Here is a 16,382-nt window from a genome sequence, read left to right on the forward strand (position 1 = left end):
GGGGCCGGTCAGACGACCACACCGGCTCTCTTGTACGAACGCAGCAACAGCGCCGCCTCCGCCCCCGTCACCCCGTCCAGCTCCGCGAACACCCGTGTCGTGAAGTCGTGCACGTTCTGCGCCGAGCGGTGGCTGGAGTAGCCGAGAACGTTCGCCCGGCCGGTGGTGATGACCAGGTGCCGTACGTCGGGTTCACGGGCCAGGCGGCGTACGGTCGCCTCCAGCGCGCGGTGCTCGACGGAGAGGCGGAAGCGTGCCTCGACCGGGAAGCCGAGCACCCCGGGCTCGGCGTGCAGGCGCAGGTGCAGTACGTGCGAGTCCATGAGCCGGGCGAGCCTGCGCCGGGCCGTGGTCTCGCTCACGCACAGCTCGCGGGCGAGCCGCGCCATGGGGATGCGCGCGTCCCGCTCCAGCAGGGCCACCAGATGGCGGTCGAGCTCGTCGATGACCAGGGGCTCGGGAAGGACACCGCCCTCGGCGACGCGACGGCGGGACGGTGTGGGCTCCTGGCGGTACGGGTCCCAGTCGTTGGCGGTCAGCAGGAGCCGCAGGACCACCGCCGTGTGCACGTCGGTGACGCCGGGGATGCCGGCGATCGACCCGTCCACGGTGCTCAGGAGCTGCTCGGGGCCCGGCACGAGCACCTCGGCGTGCACCTCGGGCGAGCCGGTGGTCACGTCCACGGCACGCGTGTCGGGGCGGCGCGCGAGCGCGAGGGCCACCGCGTGCAGCTTCCCCGGCGCGCAGCGCACCGCCAGCTCCACGACCAGCCCCTCGCCCAGGTACTCGGGCACCAGGAACGCCGTGAACCGCACCAGACCGGAGCCGACGAGCCGGTCCAGCCGGCGCGCGACGGTGCGTTCATGCACGTCGAGGCGGCCCGCCACATCCGCCCAGGCGGCTCTCGGCTCCCGGGCCAGCAGCCGCAGGATGGCGTGGTCCAGCGCGTCCAGGGCCGACGGCACCGCTTCGCCGGGCTTGACCGAATCCGCCAACGATCACCTCTCAAATGCTTGTTTCCACTGAATCCTCGGGGATTCATTGCCGAGACTAAGTCGTTCGGGCGAACTTGAGTGGCACTTTCCGCCAGCCACTTTCCGTGAACAGGTGCGGCCTCCATGAACGACACCCCGATCCTCGCCCCTTCGCCGACGAGAACCGCCCTCCGCCCGACCCCGGTCGCCGCGGTGATCGTCTCCCTGGTCCTGGTGGAGCTGTCCAGCGGCATCACCCAGGGCTTCCTGGGCCCGCTGCTGAAGGGGCTCACCACCACCTTGCACGTGAACGTCGCCCAGCTGAACTGGATCAGCATCGCGAACCTGCTCTCCAGCGTCGCCTTCACGCCCATCCTGTCCCGCCTGGGCGACCTGCACGGCCACCGTCGCGTGCTGCGCTGGAACCTGGCCATCGTCCTGACGGGCTCGGTCCTGGTGGGGCTGAGCCGGTCGTTCGGGCTGCTGCTCGCGGGGCAGGTGCTCCAGGGCGCGTTTGCCGGGTTCTTCCCGCTGCTCGTCGGCATCCTGCGCAACCGGCGCACCGCCGACGAGAGCCGGCGCGGCATCAGCTTCATGGTGGCCGCGCTGGTCGGCGGGCTCGCGCTGGGCACGGTGAGCAGCGGTCTGATCGCCGAGTACGTGGCCGTGCCGACCGCCGCGCTGTGGGTGCCCGCCGTCGCGGTGGGCCTCGCCCTCGCGGTGACCTGGCCGCTGCTGCCGGAGACCGAGGAACGGCCGGGCGGCTCCGCGGACTGGCTCGGCGCCGGACTGCTGTGCGTCGGGCTCGTGGCCATCACGCTGGGCCTCGGGCAGGGCGGCGCGCCCGGCTGGGAGTGGACCTCGGCGAGGACGCTGGGCTGTCTGGCCGGCGGCCTGCTGGTGACCGCGGTGTGGGTGCTGGCCGAGCTGCGGACCGCGGCGCCCGTCATGGACGTGCGCCTGTTCCGGCGCCGCAACGTCGTCGTGGTCGCGATCGTCACCCTGACCTTCAGCTCCTGCATGCTCGGTCTGCTGGTCGCCAACCCGGTGTTCCTGAGCACCTCGCGGGCCGAGGCGGGCTACGGGCTCGGGCTCACCCCGCTGGCCACCGCGGTCGCGCTGCTGCCGAACATGCTGGCGCTCGTGCTCGGCGCCCTGATCGCGCCCGCCGTCGCCGCACGGCTCTCCGACCGGCGGACCCTGTTCGCGGGCTCGCTGCTGATGGCGGCCGGCAACCTCGCCGTGTACGTCTCCCACAGCAGCCTCGTGCCCTACCTGGCCTGCACCGCCGTCGTCGGTCTCGGCAGCGGGCTGCTCCAGCACTCCACCCGGACCCTCGCCGTCGAGGCCGTACCGCACGACCAGACCTCGGTGGGCTCCGGCATCAACGAACTCCTCATCAACGTCGGCGGCTCGCTCGGCGCCGCCGTGGTGCTCTCCGTCTTCGCCGCCGAGACCGCCGCGGGCAGGTCGCTGCCCGCCGTCACCGCCTACACCCACGCCTGGGCGATCTGCGCCGCCGTGTCCCTCGCGGGCGCGCTGGTCTCCCTGCTCTACCGCCGCCCCGTGAAGGAGGCCCTGTGACCAGCGCCGAAGGAAGCACCGGGACCGGCGTCCGGCTGAAGGAGCGCTGCCGTGACACCGTCACCCGCGTGCAGGACCAGGTCCTCGCGCTGAGCCACAGCCTGCACGCCGAGCCGGAGCTCGCCTACGAGGAGCACCGGTCCGCCAGGAAGATCGCCGACCTGGTCGAGGGCGCGGGCTTCGCGGTCGAACGAGGCGTGTGCGGCCTGCCGACCGCGTTCACCGCGACCGCCGGCTCCGGGGACCTGGTCGTCGGGATCTGCGCCGAGTACGACGCGCTGCCCGGCATCGGCCACGCCTGCGGCCACAACGTCAACGGCGCGGCCGCCACCACCGCCGCCCTCGCGCTCGCCTCCGTCGCCGACGACATCGGCGTCACCGTCAAACTCCTCGGCACACCCGCCGAGGAGTACGGCGGCGGCAAGGCCGACATGCTGCGCGAGGGGGCCTTCGACGACGTGGCCGCGGCGATGATGGCCCACGCCGCGCCCACCGACGCCGTCGGCATGACCTCGCTCGCCATCAGCAGTTGGAAGGTCGCGTACACCGGCCGTACCGCGCACGCGGCGGCCATGCCGCACCGCGGGGTGAACGCCGCCGACGCGATGATGATCGCGCAGGTCGCGATCAGCGCCTACCGGCAGCAGATGACGCCCGGCGGGGTCGTCTCCGGCATCGTCACCTCCGGCGGCGAGGCACCCAACGTCATCCCCGGCCGTACGACGGCGGACTACGACTGCCGCGCCGAGACGATCGACGAACTGCGGGAGCTCCAGGCCCGGGTGCGCGCCTGTTTCGAGGCGGGGGCACTGGCGACGGGCGCCGAGCTGGCGCTCGAAACGGTCGGCAACGACTACGCCGACCTGCGGCAGGACCTGGACATGTGCGCGCTGTACAGCGCGGCGGCGGCCGACCTCGGCCGCACCGTGCCGCCGCGCGACCCCCGGCTGCGCGGCGGCTCGACGGACATGGGCAACGTCTCGCAGATCGTGCCGTCCATCCATCCCATGATCGGTTACGACTGCGGCGACGCGATCATGCACAACCCCGATTTCACGCGATACGGCACGACCGCGGGCGCGGACCTCGCCGTCCTGGACGGCGGGCTCGCCATGGCCTGGACGGCGCTGGGCCTCGCGACGGACGAGGAGCAGCGGAGCCGGTTGCTGAAGCGACTGGCCGAGCGGGGCGGCTGCTAGTGCTGTGACTCAGGCCTTGAGGCGGGGATCGGGCTGCTTCATGACGGGTGCCGGCGAGGAGATCTGCCGGTAGAAGATGTCGATGTCCACCTCTTCGCCGCCGACGGTCAGGGTGTCCCAGGCGCCGCTCGCGAGCAGGGTGTGGACCGTCTCGGGCTTCAGTTTCCGCAGGTGGTCGCGGAGGGTCGCGTCGTCCGGCATGCCGGGGACCCGCGGCGAGAGGCGGTCGCGGATCTCCCGCAGCCGGTCCATGAAGGCGTCGAGGTCCGCCTCGTCCGCCTTGTCGGCCGCGCCGTTCGGAGTGTTCGGCGCGTCCGGCGCGGCGGCCTCGATGCTCTGCGCGATCGTGTCCTTGATCGCGCGGGTGTCACCGTGTTCGTCGGTGGTGACCATCGCGTTCCAGGCGCGGCTCTTGTGCCGGTACTGGAGCATCGACATCGCGGCCTCGTGCCTGACGAAGTCGGCGTCGCGGAAGGCCTTCCCGCGCCAGGCGTTGCTGAGGGAGCGGGCGAGCGAGATGGCTGACGCGAGGCCGCTGTTGAGCCCGCGTCCCGGCCAGAAGTGGATCGCGTTGGCGGCGTCCCCGAGCAGGAACCCGTACGTCCCCGGGGTGGCGGACGTCGCGGAGTGGAGCCGGGCGGTGAAGCGGGGCCGCTGCACCATGTCCAGGCGGAACCCGGTGACGGCGCTCAGGTTCTCCTCGGTGACGCCGAAGAGGACCAGGCCCTCCAGTACGCGCTTCCACAGGGCCGAACCCTTGACCAGGGCGGGCAGGAACAGCGTGCCATGGGTCGAACAGCGGAAGTCGCCCTCGTCGTTGCGGCCCATGAGGCAGGGCCGCGAGGCGACACACTGCTCGAACACGTGCCGTACGGGGTCGACGCCGATGACCTCCTGGGCCTCGGCGTCGGTCAGGCGCATGTTCAGGAAGCCCTCGCCGCGCAGGGAGTTGAGCAGGAAGCGGTTCTGGGCCACCGTGAGCAGCACGGCCATGGGGTCCGGCAGGTCGGACTTGACCCGCAGGCCCAGCACGACGTCCTGGACGTGGTGGCCGTTCAGCGAGTAGATGGACGCGTCGGGGGCGCCGAACTTGTCGGCGAGGTGGTCCCGGGTCCGCGAACGGCCGCCCTCGCAGATGGCGAGCACGTGGTCCTTGACCACCGCCTCACGCTGCTCGGCCGGGTCGAAGCGGGTGGGAACGAGCCGGATTCGGTCGGACTTCTCGTTCGCCATCTCGAGGAGTACGTCCTCGACGTAGGCGATCCGGATGTTCCGCGGACCGTAGCCCTGGACGGAGTCCGGCCCGGCCGGCCACATCTCGGTGTACGCGCCGGCGCCGAACAGGCGCTCCTGGACCTGCTCGGGGAGGTTCAGGTACTGGCGGCTCTGGACGGTCACGACCTGCTGGCGCCGGACGTTGCCCTGCGCCTCGTTCTTCCAGACGACCCGCGAACCGTCCTCGGTCCAGCGGCCGTCGTACATCGTGATGGCCACACGACGGCCCATCAGGTGCTCCAGCAGCAGTGCGAAGCTCAGCCCCACGGGGCCGCCGCCGGAGACGGTGACCTTCAGGACCGGGCCTGCCGCGAGGGTCAGGAGCGGGTTCGGGACGTCCGTGATCGTCTCCATCGACTCGGGGAGCTCGAAGCAGAAGACCTCGTCGCCGATGGTGATCTCGTCGCCGGAGGCAAGGACGTGCGACGTCACCTTATTGCCGTTGACCAGCGTCCCGTTGCGGCTTCCGCGGTCGTACAGGACGTAGCGGCCGGCCTCGCGCAGCACCTCCGCGTGCAGGCGCGAGGCCCGCCCACTGGCGATCACGACACTGCTGTCACCACTGCGCCCGAAGGTGACCGGCGCGGCGCCGACGGGAAACCGTCGCCCGGCCAGCGGCCCCACACGCCCGGTGATCGAAGCCGGCATGGCCACTCCCCCTTGGATCTGTCCGTACTGGCCCTCGGCCCAACTCGGCGTGCGCGGTCCCGAAATCCGACAGCTCGGCACAGACAGCCATGGCCCCCCAGGCCCGTTGCCACAGCCCTCGACAGGCGGCTTCCAGATTCGCCCCAAGGTCGCCCCCGCGCAAGGCCGCACGACAGGAAGGTGCAGATCAGGCGTTGTGGGGTTGGTGGGGTGTCAGAGAACTCCGGGGATCGCCGGGGGAGTAGGGGAGCACGAACATTCCGAGGGGATCTACGGCTCCTTCTGAGGAGCGCGCCAACGGCCTTCAGATCCTCAAGCGCCGAAGGTCACTACTGCGACTCGATGCTGATCGCGGCGGTGTCCCCGGCGGTGTCCATGCTGATCGTGGCCTTGCCGAGTTCGAGGTTTTCGACCTTCATGCCGTCCTTGCCGTACATGGCGGGCAGCTTGGTCTGGATCCAGGTACGGACCTTGGCGTCATCGATGCCGTCGAGACGGGCTGCGGTGACGCAGTCGGTGAAGACGGCGACCTGCTCGGAGGGATTGCCCTCGGGAATGCCGGCGGCGTCGCAGGACAGGCTGAGGATCCCCCGGTGGGTGTCCGTGATGGCGCCGGCGACGAAGGAGGGGGCGCCGAAGGAGGCGCCCTTGGCTTCGCCGAACCAGTTGAGAGTGGGCTGCAGTCCGGCGATGCTCTCCTTGGACCCCTGCTTCTCCCAGGTGACGCCGCGGCTGGTCATCTTGTCGACCCAGGAGGTGATGTTGCCGCCGAGGGTAGAGGCCGTGGTCTCGGCGAGGTCGTCGGCCTTGACGTCCCTGCTCGGGGTGCTGCTCTTGGCGGAGCTGGTCTTGTCGTCGCTCTTACTGTCTCCGTCGCCCACGATCGAGCCGATGATGCCGATCACGACGAACAGAGCGAAGACGCCGAGGCAGCCGAACCCGACAAGCTTCCCTGTGCTGTGCTTCTTCGGTGGCTGGGGCATGGGTGCCCCCGGCTGCTGCGGGCCACCCCAACCGGGCTGCTGTGGCTGATGCGGGTACTGCTGGCTCATTGGTTCCCCTGGTGCATGTCTTACGTGTTGCCCTCGTGTGACTGGTGAAGGACATGTGCAGTTGCACTGAAACGGAGGAAGTCACTCGATCGTGACTAAAATTGCCCATGGCGCGACAGTTCGCGTGGACCCAAGCCTCGTGCCATGGCGTGGGGGCCTTACCGGGCTTCAATGGCGGACGTCGCAGAAGTCATATGGCGAGGACGCGCGCCACCGCGAACCCAACGCTGAAGAGACTTGCCACACCGCGCCGCACCGGACGACTACGACTGTGCGGTGCAAGACGATCAGCGGTAGGCGAGGTGATGGGCGGAGTGGAGATGAGCCGGGATCAGGCCGTCGCACTCGTGCAGCGGATCATGGACGTGGATTACGCCACTGACGAGGAGGCGGACAACTGGCTGGACATGCTCGACAGGGCCCTGGACTGTCCAACCGGGTGGGTCGCCGACCTGATCTACTGGCCGCCAGAGCGAGCGCTCTCAGCCGACGAGGTGGTCGATCAGGCCTTGGCGTATCGACCGATCGCGCTGTGAAGGAACCCATCCGTCCACGCCCGGCGGCGCTCATGCAGGGGGAAGGGGGCGGGTGCTGGCGAATCGGCTGTGACGTGCGCCAGCGACGAAGTCCGTCCATGCCCCGGGTGACACGGTGAGATGGGGATGCTCGGGCCGCTTGGAGTCCCGCACGAGCACGCCGAACGGGACGAAGGCGGCCTCTATGCACTCGGTACCACTGCCGCCGCTGTAAGAGGACTTGAACCAGCGCACTTCTGCCGACGTCGCCATCAAGGCTCCCTGCTGATCCGTTCGACGAGCTCAGCAGAGGACTCGAAGTCGAGTGCCTGAGCGCTGAGGTATTCGAACGCCAGCCTATAGCGCTCCAGTTCCTGAGGCTTCTCCATGAAGAGGCCGCCGCCGATGAGGTCTACGTACACCACGTCGAGTTCGGGGGTCTGACCACGGAGGACGGCGAAGCTGCCGACGGCTGCCGCGTGGGCGCCGCACGAGAAGGGGAGTACCTGGATGTTGATTCGTGTGCGCTCGGACGCAGCAAGCAGGTGTTCCAACTGCTGCCGCATGACATCTCGGCCGCCTACCTGTCGTCGGAGCGCTGCCTCGTCGATCACGCACCAGATGTGCGGCGGTTCCTCGCGATCCAGCAACTCCTGCCGCTTCATGCGGATGTCGACCATGTGCTGGACCTCGCGCTCCGGGCATTGCACCTCCGAGGCTCGGTGTACCGCTTCGGCGTAGGCGCGGGTCTGGAGCAGGCCGGGGATGTACATGCAGGCGTAGTGGTCCTCGCGGACGACCTCGTCTTCGAGAGTGAGCATGAGGTTCATGGACTCGGGGATGGGGTCGGCCAGGGAGCGCCACCAGCCCTGGATTTTCGCGCCCTTGGCCAGCTCCACCAGAGCTAGACGCTCCTCGTCCGTTGCGCCGTACTCACGACAAAGAGCGTCGACGGCCGGCCACTTCACCGAGCCTTCCTTGGTTTCGTAGCGGCTGAGGGTCGCCTTCGAGATCCCGACGCGAGAGCCCGCCTCCTCCAGAGTCAGCCCCTTGAACTCTCGGAGCCGACGTAGGTCAGCTCCCAGCTGGCGCCTGCGGGTGGTTGGTCCAACCGTCATTCCTGTGACCCTTCCAGTCGGTGCGGATAGATCGTCGTCGCCTCTCGGATGAGACGGCAAGGTGGCGTGCGCCGGGGCGCGTTGGGCTGCGTCGTGCTCCTCTTCAGTCGAGATGAGAGTTCCATTTTGGAACTCTCATCTGCAACTCTTGGTGGCTGTGAGGTCACTGAGCGCACAGAACGCCACCGTCAGTGTGAGTGAGGAAGCGGGGTACGGCATGGAATGCGCCGGATGTATGCCGAGAAGGGCATGGGAACTGCCGTTCCTGGCGGAAGCGGAAGAGGTTGCCGCCCTGCGGCGCCTGCTGCGGCTCCACTTGGAGCTCTGGGGCTTGCAGGAAGTCGTCGAGGCCGCCCAGCTGTGCGTCAGCGAGCTCGTCGCCAACGTCATCAAGCACGTGGGGCCCGCAACTCCGACCACGCTCGCCGTCTTCATGAACGGCACTCGCCTGCGTATCGAAGTCCACGACCCTGATCCGCGAGTCCTTCCGGTCCTTACGGACGCTGACTCGGACGCCGAGACGGGGCGAGGCATGGCTCTCATCGAGGCCATCACCGACCGTTGGGGCGTCGACCTCACCGCCGGACGCAAGGCCACCTGGTGTGAGCTGGGCACAAGTCTGTCCGCGGACGACGGGCACACCACAGGGCCCCGCATGGCCCGAGCCGTGCACGTGCTCGGGCTCTACGCCGAGGTGGCGAAGTTGCCACAACGCTCCCGGCTCACACGGCTCGGGACGGCGGTGGCGGAGGAGACGGCGATCAAGGTGATCGCCGATCTCCTCCACTGGCTCGGCGCCCATGGCCGGGACCCGGACGAGGTTCTGGAGCGAGCTCAGGCGCACTTCCAGGCCGAGACCGAAACTGCCGGATTTTAGAGGTGCTGCGGGTCAACTCGCCGTGATGGCCGAGTACGTCCATGTGTCCGCCGGGAGATCGTGCTGCAAGCGCCAGGTGATCGCCATCGGCTTGCTTCCCGTGTGGGACTGGTACGTCGCCGGGCCGAGGAGCATCCACGGCTGGGGTTTGCCTATGTCGGTGTCCTTGTAGCGCCGCATGAACAGCAGGACCTGGCTGCCGCGCTGCTCGTGCTGCCGGTAGCGCAACCCTGTTCGGGAGTTCTCCGCCGTCGCGTTCTGCGACTCCCAGTGGAAGAGCGTCGGGCTCAACGCGTAGTCCTTGTACCGGACGGTGGGTGAGAAGTCCTTCTCGTTCTTCTCCAACGTGATGAGCAGGGCGTCCGTCTGGAGCTCCTCGACCCACTGGACCCCCTGCGCGAAGGAGCGGGGCATCTGCCCACCGAAGCGCGCCACGCCAAGAGCGGCGAGGATCTCCGAGCGGTTGTAGGCACTGTGAACCTTCAGCGGGACCTGGCTGAGGCGGCCGGACAGCGGGATGGGGAAGTGGTCGGCCTGCTCGATGACGTGTGACAGGACTTGTCTCAGCTCATCTCGGAACACCTGCTGAGACCGAAGGGATGCAAGCCCCTCCTGGAAGCTGGAGAAGCCTCCCGCGTTGTCCCACAGGTTGAAGAACAGCATGCGGGCGTACGACTGATCGGTCGGGCCCAGTTCCTCGTACGGTGGAGCATCGTCCTGGAGGAGGCGGAGGTAGGCGTCCGCGCGCTCCGGGTCGTCCACGTGGAGGAAGGCGTGGGCCCGCTTGAGCAGCGCGGCTTCCTCAGCCGGTGCGGGCCCCTCGATCAGACCGGCCCGGCGCAGCACGGTCGTCCAGGAGTTCTCGCTCTTGTAGAGCTCCTTGATCTCCCGGCGGCTCTCCCGAAGGTAGTCGGCGAGGCGTGGCGTGCTGTAGGCCTGGACCTCCTTCACCAACGTCTTGACGGTGGAGTTCACTTGGGTGCGGATGTTGTCGAGGACGAGGTCCTTGGACTTGCCCTCCAGGATGATCTGGCAGCCGGACGGCAGTTGCGGGAAGTCGTGCTCGATGTGATCGACAAGCCGGTTCCGCGAGAGGTTGGTCAGTGCCCGGAACTGCTCCTCGAAGCGGAACTCCGCCCTGTGCTGTCCGATGAAGTCGAGGACCGTGAGTACCGGCTTCGTCTCGGTACGCCTCAGCCCCCGGCCCAGTTGCTGGAGGAAGACGGTGGCGCTGTTGGTAGGGCGGAGGAGGAGCAGCGTGTCGACGTCGGGGATGTCGAGGCCCTCGTTGAACAGATCGACGGAGAAAATCACTTGGAGGTTGCCGCCGCGCAGGTCAGACAAGGCCTGGGCGCGCGTGTCGGCGGGTGAGTCGCTGTCGAGTGCCACGGCGTTGAAACCGGCCTCGCGGAAGAAGTCCGCCATGAAGTGCGCGTGTGCCTTGGTCACGCAGAAGCCGAGCGCGCGCATGGCTCCCGGGTTGGAGACCTTGTCCCGGATCTGCTTCACCACGATCCGGGCGCGGGCGTGGTTGCCCGTGTAGAGGTTGCCGAGCTCCTGGTCGGTGTACGAGCCTCTCTGCCAGCCCAGGTTCGTCAGATCGGTGCCGTCAGGGACACCGAAGTAGTGGAAGGGGCACAGGAGATCGTTCTCCAGGGCTTCCCACAGCCGCATCTCGGCGGCGATCCGGCCCTCGAAGAACTCGTCCTGGACGTTGAGCCCGTCCATCCGCTCAGGGGTCGCCGTCAGACCGAGGAGTTCCTTCGGTGTGAAGTGGTCGATGACCCGCCTGTACGTCGTCGCGGTGGCGTGATGGAACTCGTCGATGACGATGATGTCGAAATGATCGGGGGCCAGCTGCTCAAGGCGCTGCACATCGAGAGACTGGACGCTGGCGAAGACGTGGTTCCAGTCGCGCGGGTCCTGCCCCGAGTGCAGCAACTCTCCGAACGACGCGTCGTCCAGCACCTCTCGGTACGTACGCAGAGACTGCTTGAGAATTTCCTTGCGGTGGGCCACGAACAGCAGCCTCGGCCGGCTGCCGTCCGACTCCTTGCACAGGCTGCGGTAGTCCAGGGCGGCCATCACCGTCTTCCCGGTACCGGTCGCCGCGACCAGCAGGTTCCGATGCCGCCCACGGAGCTCCCGCTCGACGGTGAGCCGCTCCAGCATGTCCCGCTGGTGTGGGAACGGACGTACCTGGAGACCGGAGAGGTTGATCTTCAGGTCGGTGGTGGAGCTGGTGCCACTCGCCTGGGCCAGCGCTCCGTCGAGGCGTTCGCCGTGGAGATCGGGGTCGTACGTCTCGAAGGCGGTGTCGTTCCAGTACGCGTCGAACGTCGCCTCGAACTTGTTCAGCACCGAGGGTGTGGCGACGGACGACAGCCGTACGTTCCACTCCAAGCCGTCGAGCAGCGCGGCTCTGGACAGGTTCGAGCTGCCGACGTAGGCGGTGTCGAAGCCCGTCTTGCGCCGGAAAAGCCAGGCCTTCGCGTGCAGGCGTGTGGAGCGGATCTCGTAGTTGACCTTGACGGTTGCGCCGAAGTCCCGCACCAGCCGGTCGAGAGCGTGACGGTCGGTGGCTCCCATGTACGTGGTCGTGATGACCCGGATCTGCACGCCGCGCTCCTTGGCGGCGCGCAGAGCGTCCTCCAGGACCCGTATGCCGTACCACTTCACGAACGCGCAGAGCAGGTCGATACGGTCCGCGGTCGCGAGCTCGGCGCGCAGCTCGGCGCCCAGGCTGAGGTCCTCCGGCGAGTTCGTGATCAACGAGGTCTCGGACAGCGGGGTGAGGGGGCGGATCGCATAGGCTCCCGGCGCCTCCTGCTCGGCGAGGGCGAGCAGTTGGCGGGGGCCGTCGACGACCGTGCTGACGGGCTCGGCGTCGGTCTGGCTGACGGCCAGAGATTCCAGAACCTTGTTGACGAAGGGGACCCGTTGGTCGGAGGGGAGCTGGTTGAGCTTGCGGGCGACAACCTCGCCGACATGCCGGGCCAGAACGTGAGGCGAGGACTCCTTGCTCACCTCGGCGTCGATGGCCTTCCACCCCATGGCAGCGAGCTGCCCCAGCTCATCGCGCACGTCCTCAGTGATCAGCCGTTCGTACACCCCAGCGACCGGCTGGCCCGCGCCTTGTGCTTCCATCACCAAGCCCCCCTCGATCACGTTTCAGTGGCTCTGTTGTAACAGGGGCCGCTGACAATCGAAGAACCTGGATGCAGTGCGTGAAGAAGTTCTGGCTACGCCGCCCGCCAGACCGTCATGTCCGCGGTGATGAAGCCGATTTCATGGCTCGGGCTCGGGCGGCCAGCGTCGTCGCGGTGAGCGGGGCGCGCCCTCGGAGGCAGTTCAGGGGACGTCTGGTTCCCGGTTCACCCACTCCCTCGCGTCCGCCAGATCTGGCGCAGTGCCAACCATCTGGTACGCGAACCCATCCCATTCCTCCAGGACACGCAGCTCATCCGGTCGCAGGTGGCCGGCGCCGCCGTGGACCGGTCGGTGGCGACGGTGGACGTCCATCGGCGGGCGACGTCGCCTGGTGTACGAGGCGAGCGGGGCGTCGGGGTCGATCCGCGGGACCGCCCGGGATCGTTGGTTCGGTGGTCCCGGACGACGATGCTTGGCCATGCCGTCGATGTTCTCAGGCCGTAATGGTGGTTGACCGGGAGGACACGAGCTCCACGGCCCTCGCGCGCACCGCGTCGACCGTGGCCGTCCTGTAGGGGCGGGCGGCCTCCAGCAAGGTGTTCAGCCGGGAAGCGACGAGGGTGGAGTCGACGCGGATGCGTCGTCGATCGCCTGCTGTGCCGCCTTGGCGCCCTGCTCGGGCTCGCCCTCGACGAACAGTGCGGCCGCCAGTCCGACGCGATCCATGACTCGTACTCGTTCGAATCCCGGCCTTCTCAGCCGGAGGGCGTCCTTGAAGTGCCTGCTCGAAGACTGCCCGCCCGGTCCGAGGTCGGCCAGGTCCCGGGCGGAGACCGCGCGGGCCCCGCATGCTCGGCAGCGTCGAAGCAGTCGACCCACCTGGGGAGGTCCTCACCGAGTCCCTCGCTCAGGAGGACGTCGGCGGCACTGAGGTGAGTCTCCACTTGGCGTGCGTCGCCCAGAGCCGCATGCACGCGGCCGGTCTGGGATGCGACCAACGCCTGGACCACAGGCATGTGAGCGTTCCTGGCGGCGATTCCCAGGAGGCCGAGGGCGTCCTGAGGGCGGTCGAGGTAGATCATCTGGTGCGACAGATCGCGCCTGGCCACGTCCAGCAGCGGCGTTTGTTCACGCGTTGCGGCGGCAGTTGGTGATCGGATGAGCTCCGCCGTCCCGCCAGAGCGGGCCGCCCGCGAGGGCGGGCCCGCTGTGACAGGACGGCTGATGGTCAGGGCTTGCCCGTCGGGTTCAGCACGATCGTCGCGGAGTCGTTCGCCGGGTTGCCCTCGCCCCGCATGGTGTACGGGAAGAACGCCCGGCCGGTGGCGTTCTTGATCTTCTGGTCGACGTGGAGGCCGAAGGTGAAGGTGCGGGAGGCGTCCTCCAGGATCGGCGTGGCGATGAAGCAGAGGTAGTCGCCCTCGGCGCCCGCCCAGCCGCGCTGGCAGTCCTTGGGGACCGCGGTGACCGTGGTACCCGGGGGGAGGTCTACCCAGAAGGGGATCGGTTCGCCGCCGGAGCGGAGCGAGGCCAGCCAGGCGGGGCCGTGGTTGGCGAAGCCGATGTTCACCGACACCGTGCTGCCCTCGCGGGCCCGCAGCCGCTCACCGGTCAGAGCGAGGTCGAAGGTGTTCGTCGTCGGGAAGTCAATGTCGGCCCAGCGGGTGTAATCGGCCGGGTCCGCGTCCTGCACGCGGACCAGCTCCAGCGCCGACCCGTCACCCGCCTGGTAATCGCCTTCGGTCAGCAGCTCCCGCGCCTGCTCGGCGGGCACCGCGCTGAAGCTGTAGGACATCGTGTCGTACAGCGCGAAACCGGCCGTCTTGATCGGGAAGGGCGTGCTCAGCCCGTATGCCGCCTCACCGGCGAACTCGCTGTCGAAGATGCAGAGCGCCGTGGACCTCCCGAGCACGTCGTCGGAGTCACGCGGCTCGTACCAGCAGTTGCTGAAGGTGCTGGGGAAGGACAGCCCCCGGCTGCCGGAGACCCGCAGCACGACGCCGTCGCCGCCCAGCCCGCCGACGTTGCGGAAGCCCAGCGGCGCCTGGAAGGTGTCACCGGCCCGGAAACCCTCGGGCTCGGTCAGCTGCTTCATCAGCAGCTCCGGGCCGCCCACCAGCACGTCCACCGTGTGCCCGGTGAAGTCGAGACCCTCGCCCGCGGCCGTGATCTCGATGGTGCCGAAAGCGCCCGCGGCGCTCTCGTCGGTCACGTCGAGGCGGATGCCGCCGAGGTTGTTATAGTCCTGGCTCGCGTAGATCTCGTAGCCGCTGCAGGTGGCGACGAGCCCGACGACGGAGCACCCCCGCCACCCGCCGAGCTGGGAGAAGTCCACCGCGGCAACGCCGGCCAGGGAGCTCGCGTCCACGGTGACCGTGTACTCGCCGTTGTGTATTGGCCAGATGGTGTGGTTCTTGTCCGGTACCGGCTCTCCGGGCGCCCGGAGTCCCAGCTCGATCTGAGGCTCACCCGGCTCATCGGCCTCCGGGTGCAGCGAGAGGTTCACGCTGTCGGGGCCGGTGATCGAGACCGGCAGCGGTTCCTGCTGGGCATGGGCGGGACCGGCCAGCGCCGTGGCGGCCAGCGCAGCCAGCGCGAACGCGGAGAGATCCCCATAACTTAGGCATCATGCACACCAGTTCGGTGAGCACGCCCATGATCCACGAACTCCCCGGAAGGTTGCTCCGAAACGCGATGGGCCCACCCCGGCAGCACGGGCGCCCCTGGGGGGCAAGGGCCGTTACGGCCCCCAGGGGGCCGTCAGCCGCACCGGCCCTGTGGGTTGGCCTCGCGGTGGCGGGTGAGGTGGCGTTCGTAGGCGCTCCGGGTCGGTACCGGTTCGCCGGGGTGTTGCTCCTCGTACCGTCGTCCCGTGCTGCCGTGGGGCTCTGCTGGGTGTGTCGGGCCTTCAGACGGTTCCAGCGGGTTCGGCGGGCTTGGCCGCCCCGTGGCACTCCCCGTACGCCTCTTCCGAACCGCACCAGCACCGCGACCCCCGCTGCGGCGGCCAGGCGACCGCGCGGCCCCGGGCCGCCAGGGTCGTCGCGTACTGGGGCAGCAGGGCCGGGTCGGACGGGGAGGCGGCCTCCGAGGCGGCGAAGGCCTCGTAGGAGGGAACCGTGCCCGTGACGATGCCCAGGTTGGGGGTGCCGGAGGAGGCCAGTTCGCGCAGGGAGGCCTCTATCGTCGCCAAGTGGGTCTCGTGGGAGGGGTATTCGGACGTGAGGCCGTCGTAGGCCGTGAGGAGTTCGGACAGTTCCTCCGCCGGCCAGTGCAGGACCGCCACCGGGAAGGGGCGGGAGAGGGCCGCGCGGTAGGCGCCGAGTTCGGCACGGAGGCGGGTGATCTCCGCCTGCAGTTCGGCCGGGTTCTCCGAGCCGAGGGACCAGACGCGCTTCGGGTCGTGGAGTTCGTCCAGCGGGACAGGGGAGTTGTGCAGGGTGTCGGCCAGCATGTCCCAGTCGTCGTGGCCCGCGCCCAGCATGCGGCGGACGCGGTGGCGGCCGAAGACGAGCGGGTGGGTGGCGCGCGGCGGTTGCTGGGCCTCCGCGAGAAGCAGCTCCACGCCCTGGGTGAACGTCTCGTGCGCTGACTCGAGTTCGTCGTGGACCTCCAGGGACTCCGCGACGATCACCCAGGGCGCCGGGTCGCGGGGCGCCGCGGAACGGACGCCCTCGATGATCGCTCTCGCCTCCGCCTCGTGGCCGTACTCCCAGAGGTTGGCGGCTTTGAGGGCCCGGACCAGGTGGGGGTTCTCCAGAGCGGCGTCGGAGGACAGCAGCCGGTCGTAGAGGGTCGTCGCGGCGGGGCGGTCGCCGGACAGCTCCCGGTGGGCCGCGGCCTGGAGGAGGAGGGCCTCGGCGTCCTCGGGGTACAGCTCGGCGGTCCGCTCGAGGCGGTCCGCTTCGGTGGCGTGGTCGGCGTCTTCGGCGGGCGTGGCGGGGCGCATGGGGGACACCGTACTGCCGGGGAGCGACAAACGTGAGGTAT

General features: G+C 69.0%; 15 protein-coding genes. 4 read left to right on the plus strand and 11 right to left on the minus strand.

What is annotated here, in order from left to right:
• Positions 1 to 8 precede the first annotated feature (8 nt).
• Entirely contained in the window at positions 9 to 995 is a 987-nt protein-coding gene (locus tag ACIP4X_RS26005; protein WP_401350857.1) for an Lrp/AsnC family transcriptional regulator, read from the minus strand.
• Between the two features lie 123 nt (positions 996 to 1,118).
• On the opposite strand from ACIP4X_RS26005, the gene ACIP4X_RS26010 reads away from it, so the two are divergent.
• Both ACIP4X_RS26010 and ACIP4X_RS26015 read left to right on the plus strand, forming a co-directional pair.
• Complete coding sequence (locus tag ACIP4X_RS26010; RefSeq protein WP_401350859.1) at positions 1,119 to 2,558, plus strand: MFS transporter; 1,440 nt, start codon at positions 1,119 to 1,121, stop codon at positions 2,556 to 2,558.
• Positions 2,555 to 3,757: a M20 family metallopeptidase gene (locus ACIP4X_RS26015; RefSeq protein WP_358728247.1), complete on the plus strand. Its 1,203-nt coding sequence runs from the start codon at positions 2,555 to 2,557 to the stop codon at positions 3,755 to 3,757. The genes ACIP4X_RS26010 and ACIP4X_RS26015 overlap by 4 nt, the downstream gene beginning before the upstream one ends.
• A gap of 9 nt (positions 3,758 to 3,766) precedes the next feature.
• On the opposite strand, the gene ACIP4X_RS26020 is transcribed toward ACIP4X_RS26015, so the two are convergent.
• Positions 3,767 to 5,680: an FHA domain-containing protein gene (locus ACIP4X_RS26020; RefSeq protein WP_401350861.1), complete on the minus strand. Its 1,914-nt coding sequence runs from the start codon at positions 5,678 to 5,680 to the stop codon at positions 3,767 to 3,769.
• A 329-nt stretch (positions 5,681 to 6,009) separates the two neighbouring features.
• The gene (locus ACIP4X_RS26025) at positions 6,010 to 6,663 is read right to left on the minus strand and encodes a hypothetical protein (RefSeq protein ID WP_358728250.1); all 654 of its coding nucleotides are present in this window, start codon (positions 6,661 to 6,663) and stop codon (positions 6,010 to 6,012) included.
• 374 nt (positions 6,664 to 7,037) lie between these two features.
• Here ACIP4X_RS26025 and ACIP4X_RS26030 point away from each other — a divergent pair, with 374 nt between their 5' ends.
• Positions 7,038 to 7,268, plus strand: coding sequence for an e9imm peptide (locus tag ACIP4X_RS26030; protein WP_391457988.1), 231 nt, complete (start codon positions 7,038 to 7,040; stop codon positions 7,266 to 7,268).
• 30 nt (positions 7,269 to 7,298) lie between these two features.
• Here the strand turns inward: ACIP4X_RS26030 and ACIP4X_RS26035 are convergent, their stop codons facing one another.
• Positions 7,299 to 7,520 carry a DUF397 domain-containing protein gene (locus tag ACIP4X_RS26035; protein WP_391457990.1) on the minus strand — a complete coding sequence of 74 codons (222 nt, stop codon included), beginning with the start codon at positions 7,518 to 7,520 and terminating at the stop codon, positions 7,299 to 7,301.
• The gene (locus tag ACIP4X_RS26040; RefSeq protein ID WP_391457992.1) at positions 7,520 to 8,365 is read right to left on the minus strand and encodes a Scr1 family TA system antitoxin-like transcriptional regulator; all 846 of its coding nucleotides are present in this window, start codon (positions 8,363 to 8,365) and stop codon (positions 7,520 to 7,522) included. The genes ACIP4X_RS26035 and ACIP4X_RS26040 overlap by 1 nt, the downstream gene beginning before the upstream one ends.
• Before the next feature lie 235 nt (positions 8,366 to 8,600).
• On the opposite strand from ACIP4X_RS26040, the gene ACIP4X_RS26045 reads away from it, so the two are divergent.
• Positions 8,601 to 9,242 (plus strand): ATP-binding protein, encoded by a 642-nt coding sequence (locus ACIP4X_RS26045; protein ID WP_391457994.1) that lies wholly within the window; start codon positions 8,601 to 8,603, stop codon positions 9,240 to 9,242.
• A 12-nt stretch (positions 9,243 to 9,254) separates the two neighbouring features.
• Here ACIP4X_RS26045 and ACIP4X_RS26050 read toward each other — a convergent pair whose 3' ends face one another.
• The 6 genes from ACIP4X_RS26050 to ACIP4X_RS26075 all read right to left on the minus strand — a co-directional run bounded on the left by ACIP4X_RS26050 (position 9,255) and on the right by ACIP4X_RS26075 (position 16,341).
• Positions 9,255 to 12,389, minus strand: coding sequence for a DUF3427 domain-containing protein (locus ACIP4X_RS26050; RefSeq protein ID WP_401350901.1), 3,135 nt, complete (start codon positions 12,387 to 12,389; stop codon positions 9,255 to 9,257).
• Between the two features lie 204 nt (positions 12,390 to 12,593).
• On the minus strand, positions 12,594 to 12,872 hold the full coding sequence (locus tag ACIP4X_RS26055) for a DUF6087 family protein (RefSeq protein ID WP_391457998.1): 279 nt from the start codon (positions 12,870 to 12,872) through the stop codon (positions 12,594 to 12,596).
• Positions 12,873 to 12,992: 120 nt separating this feature from the next.
• Positions 12,993 to 13,118: a hypothetical protein gene (locus tag ACIP4X_RS26060; RefSeq protein WP_391458000.1), complete on the minus strand. Its 126-nt coding sequence runs from the start codon at positions 13,116 to 13,118 to the stop codon at positions 12,993 to 12,995.
• 502 nt (positions 13,119 to 13,620) lie between these two features.
• A complete protein-coding gene (locus ACIP4X_RS26065; RefSeq protein WP_401350865.1) occupies positions 13,621 to 14,898 on the minus strand; it encodes a hypothetical protein in 1,278 nt (425 codons plus the stop codon).
• Between the two features lie 254 nt (positions 14,899 to 15,152).
• Complete coding sequence (locus ACIP4X_RS26070; RefSeq protein ID WP_391458148.1) at positions 15,153 to 15,314, minus strand: CstA-like transporter-associated (seleno)protein; 162 nt, start codon at positions 15,312 to 15,314, stop codon at positions 15,153 to 15,155.
• Positions 15,301 to 16,341, minus strand: a complete 1,041-nt coding sequence (locus ACIP4X_RS26075) for an SEC-C metal-binding domain-containing protein (protein WP_391458004.1) — start codon at positions 16,339 to 16,341, stop codon at positions 15,301 to 15,303. The genes ACIP4X_RS26070 and ACIP4X_RS26075 overlap by 14 nt, the downstream gene beginning before the upstream one ends.
• Positions 16,342 to 16,382: the final 41 nt, after the last annotated feature.

Source organism: Streptomyces sp. NPDC088817 (genome assembly GCF_044750345.1).
Taxonomy (GTDB): Bacteria; Actinomycetota; Actinomycetes; order Streptomycetales; family Streptomycetaceae; genus Streptomyces.

What these genes read in the sequence shown, in the direction of transcription:
- ACIP4X_RS26060 (WP_391458000.1), bottom strand. Translation starts at nt 13,118, where the DNA reads ATGGATCGCGTCGGACTGGCGGCCGCACTGTTCGTCGAGGGCGAGCCC.
- ACIP4X_RS26055 (WP_391457998.1), bottom strand. Translation starts at nt 12,872, where the DNA reads ATGGCCAAGCATCGTCGTCCGGGACCACCGAACCAACGATCCCGGGCG.
- ACIP4X_RS26030 (WP_391457988.1), top strand. Translation starts at nt 7,038, where the DNA reads ATGGGCGGAGTGGAGATGAGCCGGGATCAGGCCGTCGCACTCGTGCAG.
- ACIP4X_RS26025 (WP_358728250.1), bottom strand. Translation starts at nt 6,663, where the DNA reads ATGCCCCAGCCACCGAAGAAGCACAGCACAGGGAAGCTTGTCGGGTTC.
- ACIP4X_RS26075 (WP_391458004.1), bottom strand. Translation starts at nt 16,341, where the DNA reads ATGCGCCCCGCCACGCCCGCCGAAGACGCCGACCACGCCACCGAAGCG.
- ACIP4X_RS26035 (WP_391457990.1), bottom strand. Translation starts at nt 7,520, where the DNA reads ATGGCGACGTCGGCAGAAGTGCGCTGGTTCAAGTCCTCTTACAGCGGC.
- ACIP4X_RS26020 (WP_401350861.1), bottom strand. Translation starts at nt 5,680, where the DNA reads ATGCCGGCTTCGATCACCGGGCGTGTGGGGCCGCTGGCCGGGCGACGG.
- ACIP4X_RS26040 (WP_391457992.1), bottom strand. Translation starts at nt 8,365, where the DNA reads ATGACGGTTGGACCAACCACCCGCAGGCGCCAGCTGGGAGCTGACCTA.
- ACIP4X_RS26010 (WP_401350859.1), top strand. Translation starts at nt 1,119, where the DNA reads ATGAACGACACCCCGATCCTCGCCCCTTCGCCGACGAGAACCGCCCTC.
- ACIP4X_RS26045 (WP_391457994.1), top strand. Translation starts at nt 8,601, where the DNA reads ATGCCGAGAAGGGCATGGGAACTGCCGTTCCTGGCGGAAGCGGAAGAG.
- ACIP4X_RS26050 (WP_401350901.1), bottom strand. Translation starts at nt 12,389, where the DNA reads ATGGAAGCACAAGGCGCGGGCCAGCCGGTCGCTGGGGTGTACGAACGG.